The 16430-nt window shown below is 48.1% G+C and carries 18 protein-coding genes, 1 tRNA gene and 1 riboswitch; of the genes, 16 read left to right on the forward strand and 3 right to left on the reverse strand.

What is annotated here, in order from left to right; translation table 11 throughout:
• Positions 1-43: 43 nt before the first annotated feature.
• On the reverse strand, positions 44-370 hold the full coding sequence (locus ACYQ2N_RS19625) for a YmaF family protein (RefSeq protein ID WP_460001103.1): 327 nt from the start codon (positions 368-370) through the stop codon (positions 44-46).
• A gap of 153 nt (positions 371-523) precedes the next feature.
• Here ACYQ2N_RS19625 and ACYQ2N_RS19630 point away from each other — a divergent pair, with 153 nt between their 5' ends.
• The 7 genes from ACYQ2N_RS19630 (at position 524) to ACYQ2N_RS19660 (ending at position 4512) form a co-directional block, all read left to right on the forward strand.
• Positions 524-1780: a Y-family DNA polymerase gene (locus tag ACYQ2N_RS19630; protein ID WP_460001104.1), complete on the forward strand. Its 1257-nt coding sequence runs from the start codon at positions 524-526 to the stop codon at positions 1778-1780.
• Between the two features lie 10 nt (positions 1781-1790).
• The gene (locus ACYQ2N_RS19635; RefSeq protein ID WP_460001105.1) at positions 1791-2039 is read left to right on the forward strand and encodes a hypothetical protein; all 249 of its coding nucleotides are present in this window, start codon (positions 1791-1793) and stop codon (positions 2037-2039) included.
• Positions 2040-2484: 445 nt separating this feature from the next.
• On the forward strand, positions 2485-2682 hold the full coding sequence (locus tag ACYQ2N_RS19640) for a hypothetical protein (RefSeq protein ID WP_460001106.1): 198 nt from the start codon (positions 2485-2487) through the stop codon (positions 2680-2682).
• A gap of 10 nt (positions 2683-2692) precedes the next feature.
• Positions 2693-3058 (forward strand): hypothetical protein, encoded by a 366-nt coding sequence (locus tag ACYQ2N_RS19645; RefSeq protein ID WP_460001107.1) that lies wholly within the window; start codon positions 2693-2695, stop codon positions 3056-3058.
• A 369-nt stretch (positions 3059-3427) separates the two neighbouring features.
• Complete coding sequence (locus ACYQ2N_RS19650) at positions 3428-3667, forward strand: hypothetical protein (RefSeq protein ID WP_460001109.1); 240 nt, start codon at positions 3428-3430, stop codon at positions 3665-3667.
• Positions 3668-3695: 28 nt separating this feature from the next.
• Positions 3696-4331, forward strand: a complete 636-nt coding sequence (locus tag ACYQ2N_RS19655) for a hypothetical protein (RefSeq protein WP_460001110.1) — start codon at positions 3696-3698, stop codon at positions 4329-4331.
• Entirely contained in the window at positions 4324-4512 is a 189-nt protein-coding gene (locus ACYQ2N_RS19660) for a hypothetical protein (protein WP_460001111.1), read from the forward strand. The genes ACYQ2N_RS19655 and ACYQ2N_RS19660 overlap by 8 nt, the downstream gene beginning before the upstream one ends.
• Positions 4513-4616: 104 nt before the next feature.
• On the opposite strand, the gene ACYQ2N_RS19665 is transcribed toward ACYQ2N_RS19660, so the two are convergent.
• Positions 4617-5051: a hypothetical protein gene (locus ACYQ2N_RS19665; protein ID WP_460001112.1), complete on the reverse strand. Its 435-nt coding sequence runs from the start codon at positions 5049-5051 to the stop codon at positions 4617-4619.
• Between the two features lie 712 nt (positions 5052-5763).
• Positions 5764-5850: transfer RNA gene (locus ACYQ2N_RS19670), tRNA-Leu, on the reverse strand.
• A 221-nt stretch (positions 5851-6071) separates the two neighbouring features.
• A riboswitch (purine riboswitch) is annotated at positions 6072-6172 on the forward strand.
• 71 nt (positions 6173-6243) lie between these two features.
• On the opposite strand from ACYQ2N_RS19670, the gene ACYQ2N_RS19675 reads away from it, so the two are divergent.
• The 9 genes from ACYQ2N_RS19675 to ACYQ2N_RS19715 all read left to right on the forward strand — a co-directional run bounded on the left by ACYQ2N_RS19675 (position 6244) and on the right by ACYQ2N_RS19715 (position 16231).
• Positions 6244-7089: an FAD binding domain-containing protein gene (locus ACYQ2N_RS19675; protein WP_460001113.1), complete on the forward strand. Its 846-nt coding sequence runs from the start codon at positions 6244-6246 to the stop codon at positions 7087-7089.
• On the forward strand, positions 7079-7543 hold the full coding sequence (locus ACYQ2N_RS19680; RefSeq protein ID WP_460001114.1) for a (2Fe-2S)-binding protein: 465 nt from the start codon (positions 7079-7081) through the stop codon (positions 7541-7543). Before ACYQ2N_RS19675 ends, ACYQ2N_RS19680 begins: the two co-directional genes overlap by 11 nt.
• Positions 7540-8808 (forward strand): xanthine dehydrogenase family protein molybdopterin-binding subunit, encoded by a 1269-nt coding sequence (locus ACYQ2N_RS19685; RefSeq protein WP_460001115.1) that lies wholly within the window; start codon positions 7540-7542, stop codon positions 8806-8808. The genes ACYQ2N_RS19680 and ACYQ2N_RS19685 overlap by 4 nt, the downstream gene beginning before the upstream one ends.
• Positions 8805-9812, forward strand: a complete 1008-nt coding sequence (locus tag ACYQ2N_RS19690) for a xanthine dehydrogenase family protein molybdopterin-binding subunit (protein WP_460001116.1) — start codon at positions 8805-8807, stop codon at positions 9810-9812. The genes ACYQ2N_RS19685 and ACYQ2N_RS19690 overlap by 4 nt, the downstream gene beginning before the upstream one ends.
• Positions 9813-9881: 69 nt before the next feature.
• Positions 9882-11228: an NCS2 family permease gene (locus ACYQ2N_RS19695; RefSeq protein WP_460001117.1), complete on the forward strand. Its 1347-nt coding sequence runs from the start codon at positions 9882-9884 to the stop codon at positions 11226-11228.
• Between the two features lie 109 nt (positions 11229-11337).
• On the forward strand, positions 11338-12666 hold the full coding sequence (locus ACYQ2N_RS19700) for a 5'-deoxyadenosine deaminase (RefSeq protein ID WP_460001118.1): 1329 nt from the start codon (positions 11338-11340) through the stop codon (positions 12664-12666).
• Between the two features lie 82 nt (positions 12667-12748).
• The gene (ade, locus tag ACYQ2N_RS19705; protein ID WP_460001119.1) at positions 12749-14503 is read left to right on the forward strand and encodes an adenine deaminase; all 1755 of its coding nucleotides are present in this window, start codon (positions 12749-12751) and stop codon (positions 14501-14503) included.
• 66 nt (positions 14504-14569) lie between these two features.
• On the forward strand, positions 14570-15199 hold the full coding sequence (locus ACYQ2N_RS19710; RefSeq protein ID WP_460001120.1) for a cyclodeaminase/cyclohydrolase family protein: 630 nt from the start codon (positions 14570-14572) through the stop codon (positions 15197-15199).
• 111 nt (positions 15200-15310) lie between these two features.
• Positions 15311-16231, forward strand: a complete 921-nt coding sequence (locus ACYQ2N_RS19715) for a putative selenium-dependent hydroxylase accessory protein YqeC (protein ID WP_460001121.1) — start codon at positions 15311-15313, stop codon at positions 16229-16231.
• Positions 16232-16430: the final 199 nt, after the last annotated feature.

Below are 16430 nucleotides of genomic sequence, written 5' to 3' on the forward strand. Positions count from 1 at the left end.
CAGGTTCGAATATAAGGAGTTACCCGGCGCTAGGCCGGGTTTTTTAGTTATAGGCTTTATTAAATAGATGTGCAAATTCTGCCTTGGATGTTTGCCCTTGATATAAGTGCGCATGGCGATCATCGAAAGTAGTAGTACCACAATAAGAATGGGTATGGCCGCCTCCAGGTAGATAGATTGCCGGTCCGGTTACCCCGGAGTAGCAGTGAACATGGCCATAATCAAAGGTAGTAACGCCACGGTAGTAATGGACATGTGAGCTTCCGTACGGAACCGTATTTCCTGTAACACCTTCCATGCAGTGGACATGCCCGTTGACGCAGGATGTGCGGGTTCCATAAGAGTGAACATGATAGTCTGAAGTATACACAAAATCACCTCCTGGTCCAATTTATGTACAATACTAGACAGGGGTGACGAGTTGCTAATGAATTTGCACAAACGTAAACGACAATATGTTCCATTTACATAGAACGTATGTTCTGATAGAATTGAAGCATACTAATTCCGGTGGTGAAAAGAAATGAATGCACAGCGGTATATATTTCATGTTGACGCCAATTCGGCCTATCTTTCATGGGAAGCCGTATATAGGCTTCAGCAGGGTGATCCGCTTGATCTTAGAACCGTTCCGTCGGTAGTTGGCGGCGATCCCGCTTCACGGCATGGCATTGTGCTGGCAAAATCTATCCCGGCTAAAAAGTACAAAATTGAAACGGGTGAGACCCTGTTTTCCGCCAAAATGAAGTGTCCCGGACTTATTGTTATTTCTCCAAACTATAGGCTGTATAGACAATGCAGCGACGCCATGGTGGCGATCCTGCGGGAATACAGCCCGTTGGTTCAGCGGTTTTCCGTAGATGAGTGCTTTATGGACTTCTCCGGCATGGGGCTTATTTCAGATAATCCGGTGGCTACGGCGTATGCAATGAAAGACAGAATTAAAAAGGAACTGGGCTTCACCGTTAATGTCGGTATTTCCGTGAATAAGCTTCTGGCCAAAATGGCTTCTGAGCTAAAAAAGCCGGATAGGGTGCATACAATCTTTCCGGAGGAAATCCCTCTGAAGATGTGGCCGCTTCCGATTGAAGAGTTGTTTATGGTAGGCCGGGCGACTTCAAAGAAGCTGCGTTCCAGAGGGATACAAACAATTGGCGAGCTGGCCAATTTCAATCTCGAGTGGTTGAAGCCGTTTCTCAAGAGTCATGGCGTGCTCATTTGGAACTATGCTAACGGGATCGACTACTCCCCGGTTCATCCAAACGATGCTATCGAAATTAAAGGCATGGGAAACTCCACTACGATTCCCTTCGACTTAGAGGATAAGGAAACCGCTCATCTCGTGCTTTTATCCCTGGCCGAAACGGTAAGCACCCGTCTGCGGCAGGCTGAGGTGCTGGGAAGAGTGGTTTCGGTAAGCTGCCGAACCAACGAGTTTTATGACTGCTCTCATCAGCGTAAGCTCTGGAACCCTACGGATTGCACGGAAGAGATATGGGAAATTGCCTGCGGGCTTTTTAACGAGATGTGGCAAAGCCATCCCTTAAGACATATGGGACTCCGGGTCACAGAGCTATGCCAAAACGATTTTGTGCAAACCTCTCTGTTTGCGAAAAGCTACGAAAAGCAGCGCAAGCTGGATCGGGCGGTAGATGCCATCCGGGCCAAGTATGGTTCGCAGACAATTTACCGCTCGTCATTTCTCCGCTCCGGCCTTCACGCTCTAACTGGCGGAGTGATGGAAAATGAAGAATACCCGATGATGACAAGCCTGTTGTGAGGTGATTTCGATGAAAATAATAATGAAGCCCATCGAAATGATAGCCTGGTTTAATTGCGATGGGCTGCCCCGGCCCATTCGATTCCGCGTTGATGGAGAGGTTATTAAAGTAGAACAGGTGTGTCATATTACTGAAGAAAAGCTGGCAGGAAACAGAATGAAAATTTATCGTTGCCAGAGCGAAATAGGTGGACAGTTAAAGCCTTTTGAGCTAAAGTTTGAGATACAGACCTGCAGGTGGTTTTTATTCAAAATGTAGGTAAAGCAAAAAACGCGACTCCCTTACGGAAATCACGTTAATCAGCTTATGGTGCGGTCGAGAGGACTTGAACCTCCATGCCCTTGCGAGCACTAGAACCTGAATCCGGGAACGATGAGTATCGCAATAAAAAAGTCGGATCTAGGGAAATGTCGATTCTAAAAGCCTTAATTTAAGAGGGGGATGTTGCGCGATATGCAACGTTAAAAAATATCAAGACGTTGTTTAGAACGTTTTTGAGAATCTGTTGGGCATTTTGTTGGGCAGGATTTTCACGTAAAAAGAAAATGCACTAGAATAACTAGGGCTGGTCTAGTAGTATTGAGTTTCTCAGCAAGCAGTAATCGCAACATCAGGAACTCAATTCCAGTTCATTTATGCATCTTCTAAGTGGGTAATTATGGGCATACTACTCATTGAAGGAATGTTTAGAAGGTGGTATGATATGGACAAGGATGAAGATATAAAGATTAAGGAGGGGGAAGATCTGAGCGCTGTTGCCAAAGAACAAGGCTATAAGAAATTATCCTTGACCCCCAAAAAGATTCAGGAAATAACGGTTCGACCAACAGAAATCAAGGATAAGAAGTTATTATTTGACAAAGATAACAAGGATCATCGTTACATTGTTGAAGGGGAATAATAAATCAACGATGTACGAGTTTGCTGTAGGCGAGATTTTTTGGCTTGATGTTGGATATCAGGATCTTCCCGGTGAATCCAAAGTTAGACCGACGATTATAGTGGACGAAGATGAACAAGATTTGTTGTTGCTAGTGGCAACTACATCGGTACCGCCAGACGATCCGCCAAAATACTTTGACCAATTTAAAATACCAATTCTTAACTGGCGTAAGTCTGGATTGCCGAAACCTTCATGGGTGCAGGGCCTAAGATTAATCCACCTGACAAGACGACAATTGCGAGCTGTGATAAGGAATGAAGACTTTATTGGGCGTATGTATGAACTGGATTTTAATTATTTAGTTAGTCAAATTGAACGTATACATAATGGCTAGACCTCACTCGTGGGGTCTTTTATTATGCCTCGGCTGGACATGTTGTTCGGGCATGAATTACGGTTAAAAAACAAAAACTTGAGTTAATATGTGTCGAACCAGTTGTTCAATACATAATCCCTTAATGCAGCATGCTCCCTTTGCCTGGGTCGGCCAAAGCTTTAGCATGTTGCAACGAATAGTTAGCGGCATGCAGTCCAATGCTCCCCCAGCCTTAAAGCTCCCCATTATAGGCAATATAATGGAGTTCCCGATCACAGTAGGCAGGGTGGACAAAATCCGGCCGGTCACGACATTCCTGATATGGGCATCCCTTCTGATCTTCGGGTACAAACAATACCGCAGTCTGACAGGCGGGGGTGGCGACCGATGATAACTGATGCAATAATCACGGCTGTCCTCGCCATCTTAACCTGGCTCGTTAACTTGTTCCCCAACAGCAGCTTAGACCTCAGTGCATTGGAACAATTCGTTGGAGCCATTGCCGGGGTCAATTACTTCGTAGAAATATCGGCACTAATCACAGTACTGGGCATAGTAGTATCTTTCGAGTTAACTATGATGACGATCCGCGGCGTGATCTGGATATGGAGGCTGGTGAAACCATAATGTTTAAGCTAATCAGCGAGAAATCCAAATGGACCTGGCTCAGTTTGCTCAAGGCAAAGAAAAAACGGCAGCCGGTTTCTACCTGCAGTGCAGCGTGGAAGGCTATCTCGGCCTCCCTGGCTCCGGCAAGTCCTATACCATGGGCGCCGATGCCTACATTCTTAGAGAGAGATTCCCCATGATGCCGGTCTACACAAACATCGAGCTAAACTTACCAGGCAACGGGCCAATCTACGTCATGGATGATTGGGAAGACCTCGTGAACGCGGAAAATGGCCTGGTCATCCTGGACGAAGTAAACCTTTGGATACAAGCAAGGGTCTGGGCCAAGGTCCCGGGTGCACTTCTTTGGAAACGAGCCCAAGTAAGGAAATCCGGCTTAAAAGTGCTCTGGACAGCCCAAAGCCACAAACGGGTTGATACCGTCCTCAGAGAATTAACTTTTCATACCCATGTCTGTAAAAGCTGGAAAAGACTTGGCTTCTTCTTCGTAAGGTCTTATGGCGGAGTATTGGGCGAACCGGAAGGATTTCGCATCGTGCCATTCATCAACAAATATAAAAATGTCTATGAAACACATGAGTACGTCAAACTCCCAGCCTTCCTCCAAGGCATGGGGTCCACTAAATTCATGCAAGAGAAAGGAGCTGTTTCCCGTGTTTAATACTACAGCTATGTTTTATAAGTCAATGCTACTGCCACTTTTCAAGATAGGGTTAGTAATATTTCTTATTGTTTTTGGCGTAATAGCTGCTGTGATATTATGGCAGAAAATCCGGGAAAGGCAAGAGTATAAGACTTATTTGGAACAGGATAATGAACAAGAAAATGTATATATAAAATAAGAGAGAGCGACGGATAGGGCGCAGCCCCAGCGTCGCTCTCTCTTTAAGGCAATAAATATTAGGTCATGGATACCAAGTGCGAAAGAGGATATTAATCTAAATGACTAAATTAATTTTATGAAAAATACTGTAACGAATCCTTCAAAAAGGTGAATAATAAATTGCCACAGTACTCCTTTAGAAGATATATTATATTCTATTGGAACCCAGAATTTTTCGGTTAAAGCCTGATGAAGGATAAGCCAAAAAACACCACCAATAAATATACCCTTAAAATATGAATAGCGATAACCAGTAAGGTAAAGTGTTAATGAAATAATTATTCCAAAAAGAATGCTCATAATAAGGTGACCAATTAGGCCGATGTATTTTGATGTTCTGTCACCTGAGAATTCTTTTCGTAGTAAAATGGCTGAAACATACACTGAAATATTATTATCCATTATGCCTATTCGAAATAAATAGTAATCTAGTATAGTACCAAAGGCGATAGCTATTAATCCGGCTATTGAACCGGAAATTAAGACATTAGTTACCATGTGGTATCGCCTTTAGGGGTTTTCTTTTTTGCCAAAATTGCAGCGTTAAAGCCCTAACAATGCCGAAAACAGCTTCAAAAAACCATTATAGGCGGTAAAGTTGAGTATAAATGTAGGGCCATCAGATTTGGAATTATGGCTACATGTACAGGCCAAAGCACCGTGGCTACACCGTAACCTTTTAGCCATGCATAGTCGTAGCCCGTCAGCGATAATAAGTAGGCTATAATAACACCGACAAAGGGACCTGTAACCATTAAACAGGCAATTACCCCTATTAGTAAGGTAAAACTGGTTATTGGAGTATTTGGAGCTGTCAAAAATACAGCATTATAATGGACCCCGGTAGAGGGCAAGATTCCTAACCCATAAAAAACCAAATTAGATAAGCCACAGGCTGTGTATCCAATCATACCTGCTAACCCACCGCGTAATATCATATCCATGAAATTTCGGTTAAACTCAAAAGCTTAACCTTTTACCTCCCAATATTAGATGAGACCTAATATTTCCAAAAAATATACCAAAATCCATTATTTTACTAAAGCTCTGGAACTGCTCTTAATTAAAATCCTATTCACGAACGGACTAGCTTAAATAATTATAGCAGTCCGTTGTGTTTAGGTTTAGAAGAAAAAGTTTTGTTGACTATTTTTGATTTTCATAGTTAACAACCCAAAACAAAAAAGGCCCGAAGGCCTTTATTTATCAGTGGTGCGGTCGAGAGGACTTGAACCTCCATGCCCTTGCGAGCACTAGAACCTGAATCTAGCGCGTCTGCCAGTTCCGCCACGACCGCGTAACAAAAATTATTATATGAAATCTAAATTGGTTTGTCAATACTTATGTGCTAGTAATACGCGTTGCCAAGTTTGGTTTGGGTTATAAAAAATTTTCTGAAGACTTTAGAAGGAATTTTCTAGCGGAGGTCGAATCTAAAGAATATACAGAGTCTATATGCATAAAAGTTATTAGTAAGATAAAAAGATCATATGAGGACTGGCGAAAAAGTGGTTTAATTAAATACTTTAATCATTACCTCATATATACTTGGTAATTGGGCCAAGAGTTTCTACCGGATGACCGCAAATCATCTGACTATGAGAGTTTACTTTGTGTTTACTCTCAGGTCAGTTGCGGTGGTTCGGTTTTTTATTTGTAGTACATGATTTTGGGATACGGAGGTGTAATGATGAACTATTTCCGGCCCCAGAGCACTGAAGAAGCGCTTAAGCTGGCCCAAAACCCCGGCATGTTTTTCTTAGCCGGGGGAACTGATCTTAGCTTGCACATGAAAGACGGGATAGTTAAGCCTAATGGCTTGATTGATCTGGGGAGAATTCCGGAACTTCAGGGAATCCGGCAGTTTGAAGGGTGCTTGGAGATTGGAAGCATGGCTACGTTTGCTGATTTGGGGCGTAGCGAGTTGATCTGGGAGCAAGCTTTTGCTTTGTGGCAAGCTTGCCAAACTATGGGGTCGCCTCAGATCAGGCACCAGGCAACACTTGGCGGCAACTTAGGCAACTGTTCCGCGGCCGCAGACGGATTGCCTCCTCTTTTGGCTCTAGGGGCTGAGGTTCAGTTGGTATCGGCCAAGGGAGAAGAAAAGCTGCCCCTCGCTGCCCTGCTGGCACGGAGCCAACTTCTTGAGTCTGGAACTCTGATCAAAAGATTTGTCATCCCCCTTCATGGCTGGGACAGCGGGTTTGCCAAGCTTGCCCGCCGTCAAGCCTTGGCGATCGCCCGCCTAAGCGCAGCGATTGCCGTTAAGCGCAAAGACAAAGTTGCTGTGGCAGTGCGGGTAGCTTTTGGCGCGGTGGGCAAACGGGCTTTTCTAAGTGAGGCTCTGGCCCAGAGTTTAAGTGGACGCGAAATGAACGATTCGTGGTTGGAAGATGCGGTCAAAGGCTCGCAGACTGTGGTCGCGGAATCTTTAGGTTCAAGGGCTTCAGCTCCTTATAAGCGTGTGGCTGTTGGCGGTGTAATGCGTCAGGCGTTGGACTTTGCCCTGGGAGGAGGGAAGATCGGTGGAGATTAAAATTACGGTCAATGACAAAGATTACCTATTGGAAGTAGCAGAGGATGAACGCCTGCTGGATGTGTTGCGCAACCGGCTGGGGCTTATGGGGACGAAAGAGGGCTGCGGGGAAGGGGAATGCGGTGTCTGTACCGTAATTATGGATGGCAAGACGGTCAACTCTTGCTTGGTATTGGCAGGCCAGGCGGATGGCCGCAGTATTACCACGATTGAGGGTGTGGGCAACAGGCGTTCACCCCATCCGGTGCAAAAAGCCCTGGTGGAAGAAGGAGCGGTACAATGCGGGTTCTGCACACCGGGCATGGTTCTCGCGGCCAAAGCACTCCTCGATGAGAATTCCAACCCCACTGATGCCGAGATCGCCGTGGGCATGTCCGGCAACCTTTGCCGCTGCACGGGCTACGATAAAATTCTGCGAGCTGTCCGGAAAGCCTCAAAGGAGGTGGCGGAATGAAAACAGAGGTTGTGGGTACCCGTAGTATCCGGGAAGATGCCTGGGGCAAGGTGTTTGGCCAGGCTAAATATCCGGCTGATGTAAATTTGCCAGGCCAGCTTTATGGGGTGGTAGTGCGCAGCCCTCATGCTCATGCCCGCATCCGCGGGATTAACGTGGAAAAAGCCAGAATTTCGGGAGTGGTGTCGATTCTGACGGCTGCCGATGTGGCTTCTAATGCCCATGGGGTGCTGTTTCGGGATCAACCGGTACTGGCCGGGGAACGTGTGCGGATGGTCGGCGACCCGGTTGTGGCCATCGGAGCGGAAAGCATAAAACTTGCCCGTAAAGCGGCTGAATTGGTTGAGATAGATTATGAAATATTGCCCGGAGTTTTCGACCCGGAAGAGAGTATGAGAGGATCTTCCCTGCCTTTGCATCCTGAACTTTATCCTAATACCAACATTCTTTACCATCTACCGGTCAGACGCGGTAATATGGATGAGGGCTGGGCGCTGGCTGAAGTAGTGGTGGAAAGAGAGTACAGCACGCAAATGGTAGATCATGCCTTCCTGCAACCGGAAGCGGTTCTGGCGCATGTTGATGAACGGGGACATGTAGTAGTCCGGGTTGCCACCCAGTATGCACATTATGACAGGGGAGAAATTGCTCATGCTCTCGGGCTTAAAAACAACCGGGTTCAAGTTAAAACCACGGCAGTAGGCGGAGCATTTGGGGGCAGGGAAGACCTTTCCCTGCAAATTATAGCAGCGCTCATGGCCTGGAAAACCCTGCGCCCTGTTAAGCTTGAGAACACGCGGGAGGAGTCGTTTTACTCGCATTCCAAACGCCATCCCATGAAGATGTACTTCAAAACGGGAGCTGCCAAAGATGGACGCTTGCTGGCCCTCGAAGCGAAAATAATAGGGGATGCAGGGGCCTACACTTCCTGGAGCCCGAATATTTTGCGCAAAGCCGCGGTTCATGCGACCGGACCTTATACGGTTCCAAACGTTAAAGTGGACAGTTACGCTGTTTATACCAATAATCCCTATACCGGTGCCATGCGCGGTTTTGGTGCCGCCCAGCCGGTTCTGGCTTATGAAAGTCAAATGGATCTGCTAGCCAAGAAATTGGGAATATCTCCTGTCGAAATACGGTTGCGCAACCTCTTTAAGATCGGCAGCACGACCGCTACGGGCCAGGTCTTGACGGAAAGCGTGGGGATGGAAGTCTGTCTGAAGGCAGTGCTCCCTTATCTGGCAGACAAGGAGGGGCAAAAATGAAGAAACGCGGAGTAGGCTTAAGCTGCACCTGGTACGGTACGGGGTACGGCAATGGCTTTCCTGATGTTTCAAGCGCTTTCATTGAAATTCATGAAGACGGTTCGGCAACTGTCCTAACCGGAGCTATTGATGTGGGGCAGGGGAGCAGTTCTGTCTATGCTCAGATTGTCGCTGAAGAATTAGGGATACAACCTGAAGATATAACTGTCGTGACTGGAGATACAGATGTAGCGCCGGACTCAGGCACAACTGCGGCCACGAGGCAGACTTACAACACAGGCAATGCCGTGCTTAGAGCTGTACGTCAAGCTAAAAGCAAATTACTGGACTACGCAGCCCGCGCTTTTTCCTGTACCACGCCCCAAGGGATTGAACTGAGGGACGGCTATATCGGGGTTAAGGGAGATCCATCGCGCACAATGTCGCTGAGGGATATGGTCAGCCAAGCCCGCTTGAACGGGGAGCGCTTCATCAGTGCTGATAGTTTCACGGCCCGTACTACTCCGGTAGATATGGAAAGCGGCCAGGGTGCTCCGTATTGGCCTTATGCTTTTGGCTGTCAAGTAGCAGAAGTGGAAGTGGATACAGAGACGGGTATCGTGCGCATCATAAGGATAGTGGCGGCCCACGATGTGGGTAAAGCTATGAACCCTACTCAGGTGGAGGGACAAATTGCCGGAGGGATCGCCCAAGGGCTTGGGTACGCTCTGCTCGAACAGGTAGAGCTTAAGGAAGGGAAAATTCAAAACCCGGCTTTGTCCAGTTATTTAATTCCTACGGCCTTGGATGTGCCTGAAATAGAGAGCATCATTGTCGAAGAGGCAGAGAGCAGCGGCCCGTATGGGGCCAAAGGGCTGGGAGAGCCTGCAATGCTGCCTGTGGCCGCCGCGGTTATTAATGCCATCGATGATGCCGTAGGGGTGCGGATCACTTCTTTGCCGGCTACCCCGGAAAAAATCCTGGCTGCCCTGGCAGAGAAAGAACTTGAAGGAGAAAGGAGGTGACCTGGGTCAAAAAAATTCAGTGTTGTTTCTCAAAAGTTCAGAGAGTAGAAAACTTAGGGAGGGTTGTGCATGCCAACAGTTCAAGGTTCTAACGGACTGTTAGAACGAATCTTTCATCTGAGCGAATACAAGACTAATGTTCGCAAGGAAATCTTAGCCGGCGTCACTACGTTTTTGACGATGGCCTATATCCTTTTTGTTAATCCCATGATCTTAAAGGACGCCGGGATGCCTGTGACGGCGACGTTTGCGGCCACGGCCATATCTGCGGCTGTGGCTACCTTAATTATGGGTCTTTATGCCAACTATCCAATTGCGCTTGCTCCCGGGATGGGCTTAAACGCTTTCTTCACTTACGCTGTTGTGCTTGGAATGGGCCTTCCTTGGCAAACAGCCTTGGGGGCGGTATTTATTTCCGGGGTTGTGTTCTTCTTGTTGACCGTAACTAAGGTCCGGGAATGGATCATTGAGGGCGTACCTCAGGCACTCAGATTATCCATCGGCGTCGGCATTGGTCTCTTTATTGCCTTCATCGGCTTAAAAAATGCCGGGATCGTTGTTGGAAACAAAGATACCTTTGTTATGCTGGGCAATATGAAAGATCCGGGAGTGCTGGTGGCGGTATTCGGCCTGATCGTCACTGGTGCGCTGATGGCCAAGAAAGTTAAAGGCGGCCTCTTAATTGGGATTTTTGCAACGACTATTGTTAGCATGATCGCCAAAGTCTCCCCGGCGCCTACCGGAATCTCCAGTATCATTGCTCCCACTAATCCGATCGCTGCGGTCGCGCCGACATTCATGCAACTTGACATTTTGGGAGCGTTGAACTACGGCCTGATCTCAATCCTTTTCGCCTTTACCTTTGTCGATCTATTTGATAATATCGGGACTTTGCTCGGGGTCTCACGCAAAGCGGGATTGTTGGATGAAAAGGGCAACTTACCCCGTGCCGGCAAAGCTTTAATGAGTGATTCGATTGGTACAATGTTCGGTTCTGTAATGGGAACTCCTACTGTTACTTCCTATATTGAAAGTGCCTCCGGTGTGGCTGAAGGAGGAAGAACAGGTTTAACTGCTGTGACTGTTGCAGTGCTCTTCGGTGTCTCGATTGTCTTTGCTCCTTTGGTCGGGCTGATTCCGGGTCAAGCCACTGCACCCGTTCTGATCCTGGTAGGCGTTTTGATGATGAGCGAAATTGTCCAGATCAAGTTTGACGACTTTACTGAAGCTTTTCCGGCTTTCATGACCATTGTGATGATGCCGCTTACTTTCTCGATCGCTCAAGGTTTAGCCTTCGGTTTTATGTCCTATACGATTATTAAACTTGTTACCGGGCGTCATAAAGAGAATAATCCCGTAACCTATACTTTAACGGTTCTCTTCATTTTGCACTTCATCCTGTCGTCAGGGGCATAACGCTGTTTATTAATCCAAACAGAAGACTTTAGCCATTGCCGCTTGTCCGCAACGGGCAAGCGGCGGTATTCAACTGCCTGCCTATCTTTCAAGGAGGGGAGTTTTGCCTATGCGCACACTTTTTAAGAATGCAACCATGGTCACGATGAATGCCCAGCGTGACGTGATCAAAGGGAATTTGCTGGTAGACGGTTCGGGTATTGCCGCCATCGGGAATGTAAACGACCCTGCTGCTAAAGTAATCGAGCTCAACGGGGACTTGCTTATTCCCGGTTTGATTCAGACTCATATTCACCTATGCCAGACCTTATTCCGCGGCCAGGCTGACGATCTTGAACTGTTGGATTGGCTGAAGTTAAAAATATGGCCTCTGGAAGGGGGACATGACCCGGAATCTTTATACGATTCAGCCCTGTTGGGAATCGGAGAGCTCTTCCTGGGCGGGACCACCACAATCGTCGATATGGAAACTGTCCATCACACGGAACACGCCTTTCAGGCCATCCTTGACAGCGGAATCAGGGCAATTTCCGGCAAGTGCATGATGGACGCATATGATGACGACATTCCTAAAAGCCTGCAGGAATCAACAGACGCCTCTTTGCAGGAAAGCGTGGACCTATTTGATAAATATCACGGCAAGGGGAATGGCCGCCTGGAAGTTGCCTTTACCCCTCGTTTTGTTATTTCCTGTACGGATCCTCTGTTAAAGGAGGTGGCGCGTTTAGCCAAAGACAAAGGAGCTTTTGTGCATACTCACGCCTCGGAGAACCGGGGAGAAATCGAAGTGGTCGAGCGAACCCGCAACTTGCGCAATGTGGTGTTCTTGGAAAAAGTAGGTCTGACCGGCCCCAACCTGATTTTAGCGCATTGTATTTGGCTAGATGACCGGGAAAAGGAAATTCTGGTCCAAAGCCAGACCAGAGTTGCTCACTGCCCTTCATCAAACTTGAAGCTTGCGTCAGGGATTGCCTCAATTCCTGAACTTATAAGCAGGGGGGCCCAAGTTTCTTTAGGAGCGGACGGTGCACCCTGCAACAATAATCTGGACGCTTTCGTGGAGATGCGGCATGCGGCTTTAATCCAGAAGCCTTTACACGGCCCGACGGCGATGCCGGCCAAACAGGTTTTTGAATTGGCCACTCTGGGAGGAGCGAAAGCCATCGGGCATGAACATGATCTAGGCAGCCTTGAAGTGGGCAAGAAAGCAGACTTAGCAGTTGTCAACCTAGGAGGGCTTCATACTTGGCCCCAGGAAAACGTTGACGTATATTCCCAACTGGTATATCAAGCTCGGTCATCAGATGTGACACTGACCATGGTGGACGGGCAAATTGTGATGCAAGACCGCAACTTGCCAACAATAGATATTGCCCGCCTTAAACAAAGCTCTACCCGCAGCTTGAAACGAGTGCTGCAAAGAGTAGGGCTTGCTTGATAAAGCCGGACTAACGCGTTCAGGTGTGGGCTGGGCAGTTCCCCTGTGAAGAAGTTTCGTGTATGATGAGGGGTGGGGACAGATGTCTGGATGGAAAGAGAGAATGGATCAAGCCCGTGGTTTGGCCGAGGTCGATTTAGTGTTACGGCGGGCCCGGCTGGTTAATGTATTCTCAGGCGAGGTTCATAGCACTGATATCGGCATCCATAACGGACAATTTGTAGGAATTGGGTCATATACAAAGGCTGTGCATGAGCTTGACGTTGATGGAAAGTATGTAGTGCCCGGGCTTATTGATGGGCATGTGCATATCGAGAGTTCCCAGCTTTGTCCGGAAGAGCTCTGTTCCCTTTTGCTTGCTCACGGAGTCACCAGTGCTGTGGTTGATCCGCATGAAATTGCCAATGTCCTCGGGGTAAAGGGGATAAGGTATATGCTTGACAGTCTTAAGCCCCTTCCTTTTAATGCTTTTGTGGTGCTCCCGTCCTGTGTGCCGGCAACAGAACTCGAAACATCCGGAGCCCGGCTTGGCGCTGAAGAACTGCGGGAGTTTGTCGGGCATCCGCAAGTTATTGGCTTAGGGGAGGTAATGGATTACCAGAGTGTGATCGAGGGCAAGGCTGACATGGTGGCCAAACTGGAACTTCCCTTACACCTGAAAGACGGGCATGCGCCGGGAATTTCAGGTGAGGATCTTAATGCGTACTTTGTGGCGGGAATTCGTACGGAGCATGAGTGTACGACCCCCGCTGAAGCCAGGGAGCGTTTGCGGCGCGGATTTAATCTGATGCTCCGGGAAGGAAGTGCCGCCAAGAACCTTCTGGATTTACTGCCTGCAGTGAACAACGGCAATGCCCACCGGTGCTTGTTTGTGACAGATGACCGCCATCCCGCTGACCTCTTAAACGAAGGGAGCATTGATCACCTGGTGCGTCTGGCAATCAAGGCCGGGCAGCCGCCAGTAAGGGCAGTACAAATGGGTACGATCAATGCGGCCCACGCCTTAGGACTTTCCCGTCTCGGAGCTGTAGCCCCCGGTTACCAGGCGGATTTCCTTATTCTTAGCGATCTTGAAAGTTTTCAAATCGAAGATGTTTACTGGCACGGGCAAAAAATGAGCAGCAAGGGGAAAAGACCATCGTTTTTGCATGCAAGCACTCAGGGTCTCACGGAAAGTGTTAACATAGGAAAATGGGATCAAGTAAAGCTAGAGGTAAAGGTTCCTCCCGGACCCGCTGAAACTAAGGGCTTCACCCAGGGTCAAGCGAGGAGCAAAGTGCGCGTGATTGGGGTTCAAGAACATTCTCTTGTTACCTCCGCCCTAGTTGCAGAGCTTCCGCTTGTAAACGGCTGCATCGAGCCGGACCCTGAGCAGGATATTGCCAAAATAGCTGTTCTGGAACGGCACCACGCGACCGGTGGGGTTGGGGTAGGCTTTATTAAGGGCTTGGGTCTCAAGAAGGGGGCGGTGGCTTCAACGGTTGCCCATGATTCTCATAATCTTGTGGTCGCGGGGATGAGCGATCAAGAAATGGATCTTGCGATCAGGACTGTGGTTAAGATGGGTGGGGGGTTATGCTTAATCGAGGGCGAGAAAGTTATCGGCAAGCTGCCCTTACCGCTTGCCGGCCTTATGACGGACAAATCCCCGGAAGAAGTGGCCGAGCAGTTGTCCCATTTACATGCTCAGGGTCATGCCTTGGGGATGTCCCCTGATATCGACCCGTTCATGACCTTAGCTTTTATGTCCTTGCCGGTTATTCCGGAATTGAAGATCACCGACCTGGGGTTGGTGGATGTAGAAAAGTTAAGTATTACCAAAGTTTTTGTTGATTAGTGGATGCAGAAATATTGGCATTATCGAACACAATACAAAAAATGTTATAACCGAGGTGGTAGTATAATGAACTTGATCGATCTGACTTTAGAAGGTTTCGTTGAGGAAGTAGCATCCTTGTCCCCGGCTCCGGGAGGAGGAAGCGTGGCGGCCTATGCCGGGAGTCAGGGGTTTGCCCTGATCGCGATGGTTTGCCGCCTTACGCTCGGACGAGAAAAATATGCGGCGGTTGAAGGACAGATGCGTGCTCTGCTCGATACTGCGGAAGAAAAAGGGGAGCGGCTGCTGTCCCTCGTCGATGAAGATACCCAAGGGTTCAAGGCTGTGATGGATGCTTTAAGCTTGCCGAAAACTACGGATGAAGAGAAGGCAGGGCGGCGTGAAGCGATGGAAAATGCCACCTTCAAAGCTGCGGAAATCCCTTTGCAGACGGCTAGGCTTTGCCTTGAAGGGTTGCGCGAAGTTCCCAAGCTTCTGACAGACGCCAATCCCAATGCCTTAAGCGATATGGGTGTGGCAGCCCTTATGTTCAAGGCCGGGTTAGACGGGGCCCTTTATAATGTGCGCATCAATGCTGTAAGCTTAAAATCAGAGGAAAACAAACGAGATTTGCTGGTTGTCTCGTCTTCCTTGGCGGAGGAAGGAAACAGTTTGGCGGCAGCAATAGCGCAAAAAGTCAATGAGGGTCTGCGCTAAGAGCGGCGCGCGGTCAATCGAAAGAGTGCAAGCCCGGTTTATGCCATATACCATTGATCCGGCTACATAAGGAAAATAATACGGTTACACAAGAGGAAAGAGGGGGCTATCTTGATTCGGATAGGCACTCTGTGGGAAATGACTGGGTGCGTCAGGGTAATTACTTTGATAGGCGCGGGTGGAAAGACAACGTCCCTGCAGCGGTTAGGACGGGAAATTCAGGCAGCAGGTTATGAAGCTGTGCTTACAACGACGACTAAGGTGTGGCCGTTGGCTGACATTGTGGCCTGGAAGAACCCTACGGAGCCACCACCGAATACACCTTACGATTTAGGCAAGCACGCTCACTTGCTTAGCGATGATGATTATGCTAGTTCTACTAATTCAAGCAATGTTGCCGATTTGATTAACCCTGCCATCTGGTTTTGGTATGCCAGGGAAGAGCAGGAGAGCGGAAAATGGGTCGGGCCTAAGCTTGAATCAGTAGATAAAGCTGTAAATAACACCGGAGCCGTACCAATTTACCTATACGGAAATGGAACAAGACTAAACCACGTAAGCGGACGAGATCTCGGTAGGAAGGCTTATTTACCGGGCAGCCGGTTGTGGGTAATAGAAGGAGATGGAGCTAAAGAACGGGGGCTTAAGTGCTGGGCTGAGCATGAGCCCCAAATCCCGTCCACGACAGAATGTGCAATCCTAGTTATTGACGGTACTCTCTGGGGGAGGAAGCTTTCAGGCACAGAAATTCACCGGCCTGAATGCTGTCAAGCCCTAAACGGCAGAGTGTGGGATAAAGGAGTATTGTGGGAATATCTCTTTGGTTCTCCTGCTTTTTCTGCGAATTATACCAAGATGCAGTGGGTAGTGTTTTTTAATGACAAGGGCGTAGGCGAAATGACTGATATCGAAGAGCTATTGCCAAACGATGATGTTCGCGACTTGTACAGTTTGAGGGAAAAGCCCCTTCACTTGCGCCTGGCTGCCGGGAACGGCAGAGCAGGAGAAATACGCTCGGTAGATGTATGGTAAAAAGATATATGAACAAGGTAAAGTGTGCCGTGGGCACACTTTTTGCTTTGGAGTAGCAACGTGAGAATTCCCGTTCACAGCCGGATTTAAGCATTTGAGGTTTGGTTTTAAATGATTAACCGCGCTTAGATTGATTTAACAGAAAATTCATAATAGCATTATTACTATAGTGAAAGGGGGTTTTTTATAGGAGTATAGC

The sequence above is a fragment of the Paradesulfitobacterium aromaticivorans genome, from assembly GCF_054657415.1.

Bases quoted from the DNA above. Each gene is read 5' to 3' on its own strand.
- ACYQ2N_RS19665 (WP_460001112.1), bottom strand. From the start codon at position 5,051: ATGGTAACTAATGTCTTAATTTCCGGTTCAATAGCCGGATTAATAGCT.
- ACYQ2N_RS19635 (WP_460001105.1), top strand. From the start codon at position 1,791: ATGAAAATAATAATGAAGCCCATCGAAATGATAGCCTGGTTTAATTGC.
- ade (WP_460001119.1), top strand. From the start codon at position 12,749: ATGTCTGGATGGAAAGAGAGAATGGATCAAGCCCGTGGTTTGGCCGAG.
- ACYQ2N_RS19675 (WP_460001113.1), top strand. From the start codon at position 6,244: ATGAACTATTTCCGGCCCCAGAGCACTGAAGAAGCGCTTAAGCTGGCC.
- ACYQ2N_RS19690 (WP_460001116.1), top strand. From the start codon at position 8,805: ATGAAGAAACGCGGAGTAGGCTTAAGCTGCACCTGGTACGGTACGGGG.
- ACYQ2N_RS19655 (WP_460001110.1), top strand. From the start codon at position 3,696: ATGGACCTGGCTCAGTTTGCTCAAGGCAAAGAAAAAACGGCAGCCGGT.
- ACYQ2N_RS19700 (WP_460001118.1), top strand. From the start codon at position 11,338: ATGCGCACACTTTTTAAGAATGCAACCATGGTCACGATGAATGCCCAG.
- ACYQ2N_RS19650 (WP_460001109.1), top strand. From the start codon at position 3,428: ATGATAACTGATGCAATAATCACGGCTGTCCTCGCCATCTTAACCTGG.
- ACYQ2N_RS19640 (WP_460001106.1), top strand. From the start codon at position 2,485: ATGGACAAGGATGAAGATATAAAGATTAAGGAGGGGGAAGATCTGAGC.
- ACYQ2N_RS19645 (WP_460001107.1), top strand. From the start codon at position 2,693: ATGTACGAGTTTGCTGTAGGCGAGATTTTTTGGCTTGATGTTGGATAT.
- ACYQ2N_RS19630 (WP_460001104.1), top strand. From the start codon at position 524: ATGAATGCACAGCGGTATATATTTCATGTTGACGCCAATTCGGCCTAT.
- ACYQ2N_RS19695 (WP_460001117.1), top strand. From the start codon at position 9,882: ATGCCAACAGTTCAAGGTTCTAACGGACTGTTAGAACGAATCTTTCAT.
- ACYQ2N_RS19685 (WP_460001115.1), top strand. From the start codon at position 7,540: ATGAAAACAGAGGTTGTGGGTACCCGTAGTATCCGGGAAGATGCCTGG.
- ACYQ2N_RS19710 (WP_460001120.1), top strand. From the start codon at position 14,570: ATGAACTTGATCGATCTGACTTTAGAAGGTTTCGTTGAGGAAGTAGCA.